The organism is Devosia sp. (assembly GCF_030689745.1).
Classification (GTDB): domain Bacteria; phylum Pseudomonadota; class Alphaproteobacteria; order Rhizobiales; family Devosiaceae; genus Devosia; species Devosia alba.
This window is the reverse complement of record NZ_JAUYGL010000144.1, coordinates 1-14026: the sequence shown is the minus strand read 5'-3', so window position 1 is coordinate 14026 and position 14026 is coordinate 1. Positions and strand designations below refer to the sequence as shown.

At 63.8% G+C, this 14026-nt stretch carries 14 protein-coding genes; 5 read left to right on the top strand and 9 right to left on the bottom strand.

Going from position 1 to position 14026, the window contains the following annotated elements; translation table 11 throughout:
• Positions 1 to 165 precede the first annotated feature (165 nt).
• Both Q8O80_RS12745 and Q8O80_RS12740 read right to left on the bottom strand, forming a co-directional pair.
• Positions 166 to 723: a hypothetical protein gene (locus Q8O80_RS12745; RefSeq protein WP_305579825.1), complete on the bottom strand. Its 558-nt coding sequence runs from the start codon at positions 721 to 723 to the stop codon at positions 166 to 168.
• Between the two features lie 23 nt (positions 724 to 746).
• Positions 747 to 1202, bottom strand: coding sequence for an Lrp/AsnC family transcriptional regulator (locus tag Q8O80_RS12740; protein ID WP_305579824.1), 456 nt, complete (start codon positions 1200 to 1202; stop codon positions 747 to 749).
• A 149-nt stretch (positions 1203 to 1351) separates the two neighbouring features.
• Between Q8O80_RS12740 and Q8O80_RS12735 the strand changes: the two genes are divergently transcribed.
• Both Q8O80_RS12735 and Q8O80_RS12730 read left to right on the top strand, forming a co-directional pair.
• Positions 1352 to 2605 carry a D-amino acid dehydrogenase gene (locus Q8O80_RS12735; protein ID WP_305579823.1) on the top strand — a complete coding sequence of 418 codons (1254 nt, stop codon included), beginning with the start codon at positions 1352 to 1354 and terminating at the stop codon, positions 2603 to 2605.
• A 232-nt stretch (positions 2606 to 2837) separates the two neighbouring features.
• On the top strand, positions 2838 to 5429 hold the full coding sequence (locus Q8O80_RS12730; protein ID WP_305579822.1) for a PBP1A family penicillin-binding protein: 2592 nt from the start codon (positions 2838 to 2840) through the stop codon (positions 5427 to 5429).
• A gap of 30 nt (positions 5430 to 5459) precedes the next feature.
• Here Q8O80_RS12730 and Q8O80_RS12725 read toward each other — a convergent pair whose 3' ends face one another.
• Both Q8O80_RS12725 and Q8O80_RS12720 read right to left on the bottom strand, forming a co-directional pair.
• Positions 5460 to 6197, bottom strand: coding sequence for a M48 family metallopeptidase (locus tag Q8O80_RS12725; protein WP_305579821.1), 738 nt, complete (start codon positions 6195 to 6197; stop codon positions 5460 to 5462).
• A gap of 196 nt (positions 6198 to 6393) precedes the next feature.
• A complete protein-coding gene (locus Q8O80_RS12720) occupies positions 6394 to 6876 on the bottom strand; it encodes a DUF2852 domain-containing protein (RefSeq protein ID WP_305579820.1) in 483 nt (160 codons plus the stop codon).
• A 146-nt stretch (positions 6877 to 7022) separates the two neighbouring features.
• Between Q8O80_RS12720 and Q8O80_RS12715 the strand changes: the two genes are divergently transcribed.
• Positions 7023 to 8330: an ActS/PrrB/RegB family redox-sensitive histidine kinase gene (locus tag Q8O80_RS12715; protein WP_305579819.1), complete on the top strand. Its 1308-nt coding sequence runs from the start codon at positions 7023 to 7025 to the stop codon at positions 8328 to 8330.
• A 51-nt stretch (positions 8331 to 8381) separates the two neighbouring features.
• On the top strand, positions 8382 to 8933 hold the full coding sequence (locus Q8O80_RS12710) for an ActR/PrrA/RegA family redox response regulator transcription factor (protein ID WP_305579818.1): 552 nt from the start codon (positions 8382 to 8384) through the stop codon (positions 8931 to 8933).
• 1 nt (position 8934) lies between these two features.
• Here Q8O80_RS12710 and Q8O80_RS12705 read toward each other — a convergent pair whose 3' ends face one another.
• Positions 8935 to 9285 (bottom strand): DUF1428 domain-containing protein, encoded by a 351-nt coding sequence (locus Q8O80_RS12705; RefSeq protein WP_305579817.1) that lies wholly within the window; start codon positions 9283 to 9285, stop codon positions 8935 to 8937.
• Positions 9286 to 9401: 116 nt separating this feature from the next.
• Here Q8O80_RS12705 and Q8O80_RS12700 point away from each other — a divergent pair, with 116 nt between their 5' ends.
• Positions 9402 to 11054 (top strand): MBL fold metallo-hydrolase RNA specificity domain-containing protein, encoded by a 1653-nt coding sequence (locus Q8O80_RS12700; RefSeq protein WP_305579816.1) that lies wholly within the window; start codon positions 9402 to 9404, stop codon positions 11052 to 11054.
• Positions 11055 to 11087: 33 nt separating this feature from the next.
• On the opposite strand, the gene Q8O80_RS12695 is transcribed toward Q8O80_RS12700, so the two are convergent.
• The 4 genes from Q8O80_RS12695 to Q8O80_RS12680 all read right to left on the bottom strand — a co-directional run.
• Complete coding sequence (locus tag Q8O80_RS12695) at positions 11088 to 11549, bottom strand: MmcB family DNA repair protein (RefSeq protein ID WP_305579815.1); 462 nt, start codon at positions 11547 to 11549, stop codon at positions 11088 to 11090.
• Positions 11550 to 11551: 2 nt separating this feature from the next.
• Complete coding sequence (locus tag Q8O80_RS12690; protein ID WP_305579814.1) at positions 11552 to 12742, bottom strand: MFS transporter; 1191 nt, start codon at positions 12740 to 12742, stop codon at positions 11552 to 11554.
• Positions 12743 to 12929: 187 nt separating this feature from the next.
• Positions 12930 to 13796: a LysR family transcriptional regulator gene (locus tag Q8O80_RS12685; RefSeq protein WP_305579813.1), complete on the bottom strand. Its 867-nt coding sequence runs from the start codon at positions 13794 to 13796 to the stop codon at positions 12930 to 12932.
• Positions 13777 to 14026 (bottom strand): hypothetical protein (locus Q8O80_RS12680; RefSeq protein WP_305579812.1); only part of this gene is annotated, 250 nt, incomplete at its 5' end. The genes Q8O80_RS12685 and Q8O80_RS12680, both read right to left, overlap by 20 nt.

Here is a 14026-nt window from a genome sequence, read left to right as displayed (position 1 = left end):
TGCCGCCGCCTGCTGCCCGGTCAGGCCCCAGTGTCCGACCAGGCGCCGATAGGCCTTCAGCGCCACCGCCGACAGCCGCGCCCGATCGGCCTCGGCCGAAAAATCCTGCCAATCGCGCGGCTCGACCTGACCCAGCATCGCTCGCTCCATCAAATGAATACGGATTTATACGTCATATGACGGTAATTGTCCAGTTTTTGCAGCGATCCCGATCAGGGCAGGCGATAGCGCGTGGCCGCGCAGCCATTGGCCCGCCAATAGGCATCCACCGGGGTGAAGGTTCCCCTGGCCAATTGTTCGACGCGAGCCGCAACGGCCATGGCCTGGCACTCGACCTGCCACCACATGGACCATTTCGTGCAGTACGGTCAGCACCCGCAACTCATCGGCGCCGGGGGTGAAGAATTGCGGACACAGCACCAGCTGCACGCGCCCGTCCACCGGGGGTAGCCGCACAAAGGCCGCATACCGGCTGCATGACCCACTCGCCTCGGCGCGGATCGTCAGGGCCACCACGTTTTGTCCCGCCCAGCTGCCGCCCGAGAACGGCCGCAAGGCCAGCGCGTCGCGATAGGCAGCGACATTGACCCCAAACAGCGTCGCGTCGAGCTGCGGCAATGCCCGCTCCAGCTGCCCCAGCGCGCCGTCCATGGCCCGGTCCAGCACGGCCTGATTGTCCGCCTGCGCCGCCGGCACCAGACACAGCAGGGCCACGGCGCTCATTGTCCCTAGTATCCAGCGCATGGCTAAGCCCGCATCGGGCGCAGCACATTGCGGATGGCAAAGCTCGACTGGATCCGGGTCACGCTGGGCAGTCGCGACAGCACTTCGGTGTGCAGCCGCTCATAATCCGAGACGCTGGCCGCCTCCAGCCGCACCAGATAATCGGTCATGCCGGCCATCAGATAGCATTCGCGCACTTCGGCACAGCCGCGCAGCGCCTGCTCGAAGCGCCGCAACACATCGTCGGTCTGGCGTTCCAGGGTAATCTGCACGATGGCCACAATGGTGTCGCCCGGCGTCGGCTCATCGATAATGGCGGTATAGCCGCGGATCACGCCGCTGCTTTCCAGTTCGCGCATACGCCGCAAACAGGCCGAGGGCGATAGCCCCACCGCATTGGCCAGGCTGGCATTGCTGATACGGCCATCGCGCCGCAACTGGGTGACGATTGCCTGATCCATCTGGTCCATCACGAACAACTTTCTATCGAAACGCCGCACAATCGTGTGTCTGGTCGAAATTCCTGCAATTTTCTGTCAACAAAGTGAAGGACATTTCACTGCTTGTACGTCAGATTTGTGGCTGGATACCGGCCAGTGGCGGACCGGTCGAGTCGGGGGTGGCAATCATGCGGGTTATCGTTCTGGGCGGCGGCGTTATCGGCGTGACGACGGCCTATTATCTGGCCAGAGCCGGCCATGCGGTAACCGTGCTGGAGCGCGCCGAAGCCGTGGCGCTGGAAACCAGTTTCGCCAATGCCGGTCAGATATCGCCGGGCTATTCCTCGCCCTGGGCCGCGCCGGGCGTCCCGCGCAAGGCGCTCAAATGGCTGTTCATGGAACACGCGCCGCTGATCGTGCAGCCCAGAATGGATGCGGCGACCATCCGCTGGTGCCTGGCCATCCTGCGCAATTGCACCATCAAGCGCTATCAGGTGAACAAGTCGCGCATGGTGCGGCTGGCCGAATACAGCCGCGACCAGCTCAAGGCGCTGCGCGCCGATACCGGCATTGCCTATGATCACCGCAGCCAGGGCACGCTGCAGCTGTTCCGCACCCAAAAACAGGTCGATGACGCCCACAAGGACACCGAGGTGCTGGCGGCCGACGGGGTGGATTTCGAAGTGCTCGACGCGGCCGGCTGCATTGTCGCCGAGCCCGGTCTGGCCAACGCCCGCGACCGGATCGCCGGCGGCCTGCGCCTGCCCAATGACGAGACCGGCGACTGCTACACGTTCACCACCAGGCTGGCCGACCTGACCCGGCAACTGGGCGTCGATTTCCGCTTCGGGGTCAGTGTTGCTGGTCTGGTTGCCGAAGGCGACAGGGTGCGCGCCGTGCGCACCAATCAGGGCGAGTTCGACGCCGACATCTTTGTCGGCGCCCTGGGCAGCTTTACCCCCGCCATGGTCAAGCCGCTCGGGCTCGACCTGCCGGTCTATCCGGTCAAGGGCTATTCCATCACCGTGCCCATCATTCATGCCGACCGCGCCCCGGTCTCCACCGTGCTCGACGAAAGCTACAAGGTCGCCGTCACCCGGCTGGGTGACCGCATCCGCGTCGGCGGCATGGCCGAAATTGCCGGTTTCGATACCACTTTGCATGACCGTCGCCGCAGGACGCTCGAACATGTGGTCACCGATCTGTATGGCGATGCCGGCGACATCAGCAGCGCCAGTTTCTGGACCGGCCTGCGGCCGATGACGCCCGATGGCACGCCGGTCGTGGGCCCAACACGCTATCCCAATTTCTATCTCAATACCGGTCACGGCACGCTGGGCTGGACCATGGCCTGTGGCTCGGCCCGCGTTCTGGCCGACCAGATTGGCGGTCAGAAGCCGGAAATCGACACCCACGATCTCGGTCTGGCGCGCTATGCCTGAGCGGCCGCGCCGTGACCATCGGGCAACAGCCCCGTCGGCACGGCCACCTGCCCCATAAACCAGCCACATTTTACCCGGAGAAGCACTGCTGTGGCCGCGCGATCGGCACTGCTCGCTGGGCAGCGCCTCGCGAGTCGGTCAGGATCGACCTTTAACCACCTGCTAACCTCCTGTTTCCCATTGACGCGGAACGGAGTAGAAGCGGCCAAAGGTTTTCTTGTGGGTTCGCTTGATGGATTTTCGCATTTCCGCCGATGACCGCGTTGGCGCTCAGCCCAAAAAGCCGAGCAAGCCCCGGGCCGAGAGCCGCAGCAAGGGCGCACGTGTCGAACCCTCCATGGGAAAATCGGCTGGCATTTTCAGCAGCGGCGAGCGCCCCGTTGGCGGCGCCGGCAGTGGTCCCAAGGGCGGCGGCAAGCCACCGCGCCGCGGCAAGGCGACAACAGGGCGGGGCCGCAAGCCACGCAAATCGCGCAGCGGCGGCTTCCTTATGGGCCTGCTCTGGTGGGGCTTTGTCGCCTGTCTCTGGGGCGGTATCGCCGTTGCCGGCATCATTGTCTATTACGGCGCGCAACTGCCAAGCTCCAACACCTGGGCTGTGCCCGACCGGCCGCCCAATATTCGCATTCTGGCGGCTGATGGCAGCCTGATTTCCAATCGCGGTAAGACCGGCGGCGAGGCGGTGACCTATCGCGAACTGCCCTATTATGTGCCCGCAGCCATCATCGCCAGCGAAGACCGCCGCTTCATGAGCCATTTTGGCGTCGATCCGATCGGCATGGCCTCGGTCGCGCTCGAAATGATCAAGGCGCGCGGCGTTACCCGTGGTGCTTCCACCATTACCCAGCAGGTGGCCAAGAACCTGTTCCTGACCCCCGACCAGACCCTGGGGCGCAAGGTACAGGAAGCCATTCTGGCGATCTGGCTGGAGCAGAATTATACCAAGGAAGAAATCCTCGAACTCTATATGAACCGCGTCTACTTCGGCGCTGGTGCCACTGGCATCGAGGCCGCGGCGCAGACCTATTTCGGCGTCTCCGCCCGCAATCTCGCGCTCGGTCAGGCCGCCATGCTGGCCGGCATTCTGCCCGCTCCCTCGGCCTATAATCCCAAGTCCAGCCCCGAAAAGGCCATTCAGCGCCAGCGCCTGTCGCTCAACGCCATGGCCGAAGAGGGCTATATCACGCCCGAAGAGGCCGCTGCCGCCCAGATCGACCCCGATCAGAGCGTGCGCACCCGCGTCGCCGGTTCGGAATCCTATGTCGCCGACTGGGTCGAAAGCCTGATGACCGCCTATATCGGCGATATCGAAAACGACGTGATCGTGCAGACCACCATCGACTACAAGATGCAAAAGGACGCCGAGTTCATCGTGCGGGAACAGGTCGCGGCCGAAGGCGCCAAACGCGGCTTCTCCCAGGGCGCCCTGGTGGCCATGGATGTTGATGGCAAGGTGCGCGCCATGGTGGGCGGCGTCGATTATCAGGCCAGCCAGTACAATCGCGCGGTCACCGCCAAGCGCCAGCCCGGTTCCACCTTCAAGCCCTTCGTCTATATGGCGGCCATGGAAAAGGGCTATACGCCTGACACTTTGGCCGAGGATGCCCAGTTCGACTATAATGGCTGGAGCCCGCGCAATGCCTCGGGCAAATATGCTGGCACCGTCACCCTGCGGCAGGGCCTGGCCTATTCGATCAATACCATCGCGGCCCGTCTGGCCATCGACGTCACCCCCCAGGCGGTGATCGACGTCGCCACACGGATGGGCATTTCCTCGCCGCTGATCGCCGTGCCCTCAATCGCCCTGGGTACCCAGGAAGTGAACCTGCTTGAACTGACCAGCGCCTACGCTCCTTTCGCCAATGGCGGCATGGGCGTGATCCCCAATGTCATCACCCGCATCGAATCCAAGGCGGGCGACGTGCTCTATGAAGCTTCCGATGCCGGCCCTGGCCGCGTCATTGCACCCGATGTGCTGGCCAAGATGGACGATATGCTGCGCACCGCCGTCGAGGTGGGTACCGGCAAGCGCGCCAACCTTGGTGACTGGCAGGTTGGCGGCAAGACCGGCACCAGCCAGAACGCGCGTGACGCGCTGTTTGTCGGCTACACCGCGGCAATGGTCACCGGCGTCTGGCTCGGCAACGACGACGACACCAAGACCACCCTGTCGGGCGGCAATGTGCCGGCCACCATCTGGTCGCAGTTCATGACCAAGGCGCTGCAGGGCCAGCCCGTCGCCCCCATTCCCGTCGGCAGCTATGAAGGCCAGCTGGCCAGCCAGCAGGTGATTGACCCCAGCACCGGCCAGGTCGTTATCGATCCCAATACCGGCCAGCCGCTGGTGCAATATGTCGACGCGGCGACCGGGCTGCCGGTGCAGACCATGACCGATCCGGCCACCGGCCAGGTCGTGCAGATTGATCCGGCCACCGGCCAGCCCCTCGCCAGTGGCGCCCAGCCGATCCAGTCGGGTGAGGCGCTGGCGCCCGCGACCGGCCTGCCCGAGGGCGGCCTGATTGTTGACGCCAATGGCGTGCAGATCGACCCTGCCACCGGCATGCCGGTAGGGCAGGTGGTGACCGATCAGGCTATCGATCCGGTGACCGGCTTATCCCTGCAGCCCCAGAGCAATGGCGTTGGCCCGGCCCCGATCGATCCCGCAACCGGCCTGCCCATGGCCTTGGTGGTCGATCCGGCGACCGGTCAGCAGGTCTGGGCGCCCAGTGCCGCCGCCCCGCAGCAGATCCAGCCCCCCGCCGTCAATCAGCCCGTGCAGGTCGAAAAACCCCGCACCCTGATGGATTTGATGTTCGGCGGCTAATCAGCCCGGCCAGATGTGGCGCGTGACGGCCTAGCCGCCATGCGCCATCAATTGCCGCCCATGCGCCTTGAGCCAGGCGCGGCCATGTTCCATGTCGGGCAGGGTGCGTTTGACCGTGGCCCAGAAGGCTGCTGAATGGTTCATTTCCACCAGATGGGCCACCTCATGGGCCGCCACATAATCCAGCACGAAAGGCGGTGCCAGCACCAGCCGCCAATTGTAATTGATCGTGCCCGAGGATGAGCACGAGCCCCAGCGGCTGGCCTGGCTGCGCATCTTGATGGTCTTGACGCTGACCCCCAGCCGCGCGGCATGCCAGGCGCTGCGTTCGCTCAGATCGGCATGCGCCTCATCCTTGAGCCAGTCGGTCAGCCGTCGCGCCTGATGCGCCAGATCGCCGGGCACCAGCAGCACCATTTCGCCATCATCCTCGGCGCGTTCCACCCGGCCACGCAGCTTGCCGGTGCCGATGATGCGGTGATCGACGCCGCGCAGCGGCACCACCCCGCCATCGGCAAAGCTGGCCGCCTGTGGCGCCCGCTTGATCCGGGCGGCCAGCCAATTGTGGTGGCGCAGCAGAAAAGCCTCGGCCTCAACCCATTTGCCATGCGGCGGCAGGGTCAGCACCGGGCCCCCGCTATGGGGCAGCGACAGCCGATAGCTGCGCGCGCGCGCATTGACCCGCACGGCCACGGTCACCGCAGTGCCGTCGATCTCGACCACGGTGCTGGCGGGGATTTTTGGCTTGGTGCGGAAAAACAGGTTCATGGCAGCTCGGGGAATCGCAAGCGATGATAGCGCGAATTTGCGCTGATGACTCCATCGCGCCGATGGCGTCGTGTTTGGGGAGGAATGTGGCGCAAAAAAAAGTGCCCCTTGCGGGGGCACCAGTATCGTCGTTGGGAACGACAGGCTTTGGAGAGGGGAGCGACGCGCAAGGCGCGCCGCCGAGGGGTTGCCGGACTTAGTCGTTATTGTTGTTCCAGCCATTATTGGTGTTCTGGTCACCCTGGTCGGGCCTGGACTCGCCAAAACCCTGGCGCGAACCGCGGCGCTCATTCATGAAGCGATCGAACTCTTCGCGATCCTTGGCCTTGTTCAGATTGGCCATATAGGCGTGGAAGTCATCGATCTCGGCATCGAGCCGGGCGCGTTCTTCCTCAAGGCGCTTGAGCTGTTCGCTGCGATACTCGTCAAAGGCTGCGTTGCCGCTCGAATTCATGCCATAGCTCCGGTTGTTCCAGTGGTGGCGGGACTTGTTGGCGCTGCACCAGGACTTGCCCTTGTTCCAGTAAGCCTGGGCTTTTTCCGGCGATCCGCCGAATTTTTCACCCCACAGGATATAGCCGAGCACGGCCAGACCCAGGGGCCAGAAGATGATAAAGCCCATTACCATGAGTGCGATGGTCAAGGGCGACCATTGTGGTTTGATGATTGCTGTGGTCATTTCGGTTCCATTCTCCCAGTCACGATGCTCAATAAATGGCCCGTCCCGGGCTAGGATCAAGCTTGTGCCTGTGCGATTTTGCCACTTGAAATGCTGTTTTTGTCTCCCTATAGCGCGGCCGCCTGCCGCCAGTTGAGGGTCTGCGCATGTCCATGATTCAGGCCGACGGCCTGCCTTTGCCCTCCAGCTGGCGGCCCTTGCGGCTGCAAACCCTGGTGCTGCTACGCTGGCTGGCCGTGGGCGGCCAGACTTGCGGTGTGCTGTTTGTGGCGCTCGGGCTGGGTTTCCCCCTGCCACTCTTTGCCTGTTTTGCGCTGATTGGCCTGTCGGCTGCGGTCAATCTCTGGCTGGTATGGCGGTTTGGCGCCGCCTTTCGGCCTAGCTCGAGATTTGCGGCCAGCCAGATCGCTTTTGACCTGTGCCAGCTCGGCTGCCTGCTGGCACTCACCGGCGGCCTGCAAAACCCGTTCGCGCTGCTGCTGCTGGCCCCGGTCTCGGTTTCGGCCACGACGCTGCCGCAACGCGCCGCCTTCATCGCCCTGCTGGCTGCCATCATCGCCTCGGTGCTGGCGGTGTGGCACCTGCCGCTGCCCTGGGATCCGCTCGAACACCTGATTTTCAATCGCATCTATGTAATCGGCATCTGGGTGTCGATCATTTGCGGGGTGGTGTTCATCTCCACCTATACCAATCGCGTCGCCCATGATGCCCGCCAGATTGCCGACGCCCTCGCCGCCACCGAACTGGCCCTGTCGCGCAGGGAACAGCTCTCGGCCCTCGACGGGCTGGCCGCCGCCGCCGCCCACGAGCTGGGCACCCCGCTCTCCACCATTGCCCTGGCTGCCAAGGAAATGCGTGCAGAGGTGCCGGCCGGTGGCGATCTGGCCGCCGATGTCGAACTGATCATCGAGCAGGCCGCCCGCTGCCGCGCCATCCTGGCCAAATTGCGCAATCTGGGCAGCAAGGGCCAGGATCCGTTCGCCGCCGTGCCGCTCACCGATCTGCTGGCCGAAGTGGCCCGTCCGCATGAGGGCCGGGGCAAGGCGATCCTGTTCTACTTTGGGCCCGATGCCGGCAGTCCGCCGGTATTCACCCGCAGTGTCGGCCTGCTCTATGGGCTGGGTAATCTGATTGAAAACGCCACCGACTTCGCCCGCCAGACCGTGCGCATTGAGGCGGGTTGGGACCATGACAGCATTTCGGTGTCGATCACCGATGATGGCCCAGGCTTTGCGCCCGAACTGATTGCCCGGCTGGGCGAGCCCTATCTCACCAGCCGCCCGCGCGATCCGCACGGCCCTGACGCCAGCAAACCGGGGGGGCTGGGCCTGGGAGTGTTCATCGCCAAGACACTGCTTGAACGCACCGGGGCCCGGCTGGCCTTCCTCAATATTGCGCCCGAAGGCCATGCCCAGGTGCGGATTGTCTGGCCAAGGTCCGCAATCGCCGTATAGATCCAAGACAGCGCTTTTGACGTATCATTTGCAACAGCCTATGGAAAAGCCATGAGCACGATCGAAGAACTCCTGGCCACCGACCCAAGCCTGCTGCTGGTGGATGATGATGTAGCCTTTCTGCAGCGCCTCGAACGCGCCATGACGCGGCGTGGTTTTGATGTTCGCATCGCCGGCAGTGTTGCCGAAGGTCTGGCCGCCGTCGCCGAACTACCCCCCGCCTATGCGGTGGTCGATCTGCGGCTCGAAGATGGCAATGGGCTGGAAGTGGTGTCGGCGCTGCATACCAGGCGCCCCGACGCACGCGCAGTGGTGCTGACCGGCTATGGCAATATCGCCACCGCCGTCACCGCCGTCAAACTGGGCGCTGTCGACTATCTCTCCAAGCCCGCCGATGCCGACGATGTGATCAATGCGCTGCTGGCCACGGGTGCCGACAAGCCCGAGCCGCCGGAAAACCCGATGTCGGCCGATCGCGTGCGCTGGGAACACATCCAGCGCGTCTATGAGCTGTGCGACCGCAATGTCTCGGAGACCGCGCGCCGGCTCAACATGCACCGCCGTACCCTGCAGCGCATCCTGGCCAAGCGCGCGCCACGCTGAACTAGTCGGCAGTGAACAGCGTCTCGAAGCCACCAAAGATCATTCGGCCCATGTCATAGGGCATTTCCATTGCGCCCATCTCGGGGCTCTCGATCATCTTCTTCTGAACCGCCTCGCGCGTCGCCTTGTCGGGATACTCGATCCAGGAAAAGACGATCGCTTCGTCAGCCTTCGCTGCGACGGCCCGACGAAAATCGGTGATCTTGCCGTCCGGCACATCGTCCTCCCAAGTCTCCACAACGCGGGTGGCGCCCCACTCGAGGAACATCTTTGCGCCTGCACGGGCGGCCCGCAAATACGCTTCTCTGTTGGCCTTGGGCACGGCTGCCACGAATCCATCGACATACGCCATTTTGCGATCTCCTTGTGTTGGCTTGCTTTTTGGGGCCACCATGGTGGGCCCGTCTCGACAACGACGAAGCAGTCGGGCTTATTTCGACTCACCAGCGACACAATCAGGAGCCTGCCATGACCGTCACCCTTCACTTCCACGGCGCGGCGGGCACGGTAACCGGCTCATGCTATCGGGTTGATCACCCCGGTGGGCATTTTCTGGTCGATTGTGGTCTGTTCCAGGGCAATCGCTCGGTGCGCGAGCTCAATCTCAAACCCACCCCTTTTGCTGTGCAATCCATCGATTTCCTGCTGCTCACCCATGCTCATATCGACCATGTCGGCCTCTTGCCCAAGCTCTATGCCGAGGGCTGGAGCGGTCCGGCCTGGATGACCGAACCAACGGCCGGCCTGCTCGAATACATGCTGCCCGACAGCGCCGGGATTCAGGAGAGCGAGGCCGAACGCGAGACCCGCAAGCGCAGCCGGCGCGGCGATGAGCCGGTCAAGCCGCTCTATACCAAGGCCGATGCCGACGAAGCCCTCAAGCACCGCAAGACCTGCGCCTATGAAACCTGGATCGAGCCGGGTCCCGGCGTGCGCGCCCGCTATTGGAATGCCGGCCACATCATCGGTTCAGCCTCTATCGAAATCGAGGTGATGGATGGCGACAAGCCGGTGCGGCTGCTGTTTTCGGGCGATATCGGGCCCGATGAGAAGGTGTTCTACAAGGAACCCGATGCCCCGGCCGGCTTTGACTATATTGTCTGCGAATCCACCTATGGCGGGCGCGAGCGCGATGACTACACCCTGCTGCAGCGGCGTGACGCGCTCAAGGCCGAGATCAATGGCGCGCTGGGCCGTGGCGGCAATCTGGTGATCCCCACCTTTGCCGTCGAGCGCAGCCAGGAGCTGCTGCACGATATCGGCTACCTGATCAAGACCGGTGAAATCGATCCGAGCATGGTGTTTCTCGATAGCCCGCTGGCCAGCAAGGTCACCGGTGTCTACCGCAAATACGCCAAGATGTTCGAAGACGTCGAACTGGGCGCCGACGAATTGTTCAACGATCCCCGCTTCCGCATCATCGAGGCCGTTGCCGATAGCCAGGCCATCAACTCGATCCGCGGCGGCGCCATCATCATGAGCGCCTCGGGCATGTGCGATGCCGGCCGCATCAAACATCATTTGCGCGCCAATCTGATCCGCCGCAACGCCACCGTGCTGTTCGTGGGCTATCAGGCCCCCGGCACGCTGGGCCATGTCATTCTGACCGGTGCCAAGCAAGCCCGCATCCATGGCAAGCTGGTGCCGGTCCGCGCCAATATCCGGGCGCTGGGGAACTACTCGGCCCATGCCGATCACACCGAACTCATGGAATGGATCTCGGCGCGCCTGCCCGCCCATGGCGCGATTTTTCTCAGCCATGGCGAGGATGAGGAGCGTCAGGCCCTGCGCGCGGCGATCATGGCCACCGGCATGGCCGGCGATCAGATCATCCTGCCCCAGCTCGATGACTATTTCGAGCTGACCGCCGCCGGCATTGCCGGCAAGGCGCAGGCCGAGACCAGACGCATTGATCCTCACCAGGTTCATTCCGATTGGCACAACGCCTTTTCCGATTTCACCATCCGGCTCAGCCAGCAGCTGCAGGCCAGCAGCGACGAAGACAAGCTCGCGCTGATGCAGGCGCTGCAGCATCAGCTCTCGGCGCTGGGGGCCCCGCTCTCGCCGAGCCACAAGCGCACCCCGATTACCCCCGTCGAGAGCCAGTCAGTGGACGAATAGGGCGCAGACCCCGGCCAGCCGGCAGCGCAGAACCTACTGCGGGCCGGGGTCCATCAGCGCATGGATGCGGTCGGCACCCAGCCGGGCCAGCTTGAGCATCAATGCCTTGCGCCGTGCTGGCGCCAGCGGCGTATCGGGGCTATCGCGCAGAATGGCGCCATCATGGCCATCGGCCACGATCAGCCCCTCGCTCGCGGGAAAGATCGACGCGTCAAGCTCGGGCGGCTTGGCAAAGAAGAACTTGTCGGAGAATTCGCGATATTCTGGCCATTTCCGGTCGATCTGGAAGTCGATCAGGCTCGATTTGATTTCGACGATCCAGATTTCGCCCTTGGGCCCGACGGCCAGCACATCGGCCCGCCTGCCGCTCCTGAGCGTCACCTCGGCATAGCAGGCCATGTCATGGGTCTGGCGCAGCATGCGCATCACCCCGCGCTGCACCCGCAGCGCGGTGGCCGATTGGCGCAGATCAACGATCGGGGGCAGCATGGACATGGCTAGCCCCGCGGTATGGCTGGCTCTGCCACGACCACCTTGACCGGACGCGAGCCGAGCGCGCTGGCTGCCACAAAGCTGACCAGCACCAGCGGCAGGCCGATGCCGAAGGCCCAGCGAATGCCGAAATGCTCGGCCACATAGCCCAGCAGCGGTGGCCCGAGCAGGAAGCCGACAAACGAGATCTGCGCCAGTGCCGCCACATTGACCGCCGCCGGACGATCGGTGCGCTGGGCTGCAGCCGACATGGCCAGCGGGAAGATCGCGCTGGTGCCGATGCCCATCAGCCCCAGACCGAGATAGGCCAGCCACTGATAGTCGCTGACAAATACCAATACCGTGCCGACGCCCAGAATGCCCAGCAGGACCCGTGCCACCATGGTGGGGCTCCAGCGATCAACAAAACTGTCGGCAAAAAAGCGGGTGATCGCCTGCGTGCCAGCGCCCAGCGCCACCGCAACGCCGGCCCAGAACGGATCGGCCAGGAACACGTCGCGCATATAGATGGCCGACCAGTCAATGCCGGCCCCCTCCATGATCACGGCTGAAAATGTCACGCAGACCAGCACCAGTATCGCCAGGCTCGGCCGGGCAAAGCGGGGGCCATTGTCCAAGGCTGCCGTGACGCGATGCTTGGCCGATTGGAACCGGCCCAGTACGACAATGGTGGCGACCGAAACGGCTGGCACCATGAGCGCCAGATGCAGCTGCGGCGACAGCCCGGCCTGGGCGACCAGGGCGCCCACCATGCCCGCGCCGAAAAAGCCGAAGCTCCAGAACGCATGGGCCCGGTTCATGATGCGAAAGCCCAGCGCGTGCTCGACCCGGTCGGCCTCCAGATTGATGATCAGCTCGATACAGCCAATGGTCATGCCCACCGGCACCAGCAGGATGAACAGCATCAGGGGCGAGGGCGCCCACACCGCCACCGCATAGAGCGCCGCCAGCAGCGGCAGGGCACTCAGCAGCACGCGGCGATAGCCAATGCGTTCCAGATAGGGGCCGGCAAAGGTCAGCGACAGCAGCGTGCCCAAGGCGGCGCCGACCAGCGACAGCCCCAGCGCGCCTTCGCCCACCCCCATGGCCTGCTGGATGGCCGGCAGGCGCGGATAGATGCTGCCCATGCAAAACGAATAAATGAAGAAAGCTGCGAACACGCGAATTTGCGGCGGCATGGCAAGGCCGATAGTCATCTCGAACCACTCGTGAATTGAATGCCCGCACGCTATGCCAATTCGCCACACAGGGAAAGCGGCGGCGCAAACGTTTCACACCGCAGCAATAACGCTTCTGTCGTGCCGCTGTGCCTCAGGCACTGACTGATTTGTGGCGTCCGGGCGGCCGCTAGCTCTAACAGTCCCAGGCTTCTGCATCGGCCTGTCAGGATGAGGCCGTCCCGTTAAACAGCGCGCGCTGGTTCTGGATCAGCGCAGCGATCCGCTGACTGACCGCCCGCACCGCCGGGTCGTGCCGTTCTTCATGGTGACTGACCAGCCATTGCTCGGTTTCCAGCTCGCTGATCGGTGCCGCGATGCGGACCAGTTGGGGATCGCTGTCGCCGACAAAGCAGGGAAACACCGACATGCCCGCGCCATGCGCCACCAGTTCCCGCACACTCATGGGATCATTGCCACGCACTGCGATCCGGTCGCCATGCCGCGCCTCGAGCCAGCGGGCCGAACGGGTATGGCCGCTTTCCCCGGCAATGCCGACGAAATAGCCCGCCTTGACGCCATTGATCAGCTGGCGCCCCGAATAGATCGCGTATGCCACAGTGCCGATCAGGCGCCCCGCCAGCCATTGTTCGGTCGGGCGCTGATTGCGCAGACCCAGATCGGCATTGCGCCGGCCTATATCGACCTTCTGATTGCCCGTAACCAGTTCAAGCCCGAAGCGGTCCTCGACCTGCCAGAGCTGTTGGACATGCCGGGCCAGAAAGGCCGACGTCCAGGCGCCCGCCGAAACCCGCACAGCGCGTTCGCCAAAAGTACCCTCCTTCCAGCGTCGCAGCGAGAGCATGGCGGCCTCGACATCCTCGGCCCGTGCCAGCAGATCTTCGCCCGCCTGGGTCAGCCGGTAGCCGCTCTGGCTGCGCACAAACAGCCGCTCGCCAATCTGGCGTTCCAATGTGCTGACCCGCCGACCCAGCGTGGCGGCGCTCAACCCCGTCGTGTCCGTAGCCGCACTCAATCCACCCAGCCGCGCCACGGCCAGAAACAGCTTCAGGTCATCCCAGCTGAAATCCATTTTTCATTTCTGCAAAGAGCATTGCGAACTCAAACATAGCAAGTTTCTCTTCAAAACGGCAATATCGGACACGAGGCGCCGATATTGAAGCGCCCGCCTGCCAACCATCATTCGATTTATGAAAATACCGTGCAACGGGTAGTTGCGCGCGCTGCAGGCCCTTGTCTGGAGACCCGAAATGCTTGTTAAGTTGATCCGCCACTTGCGCGATTGGTACCGGTATCGGCAAA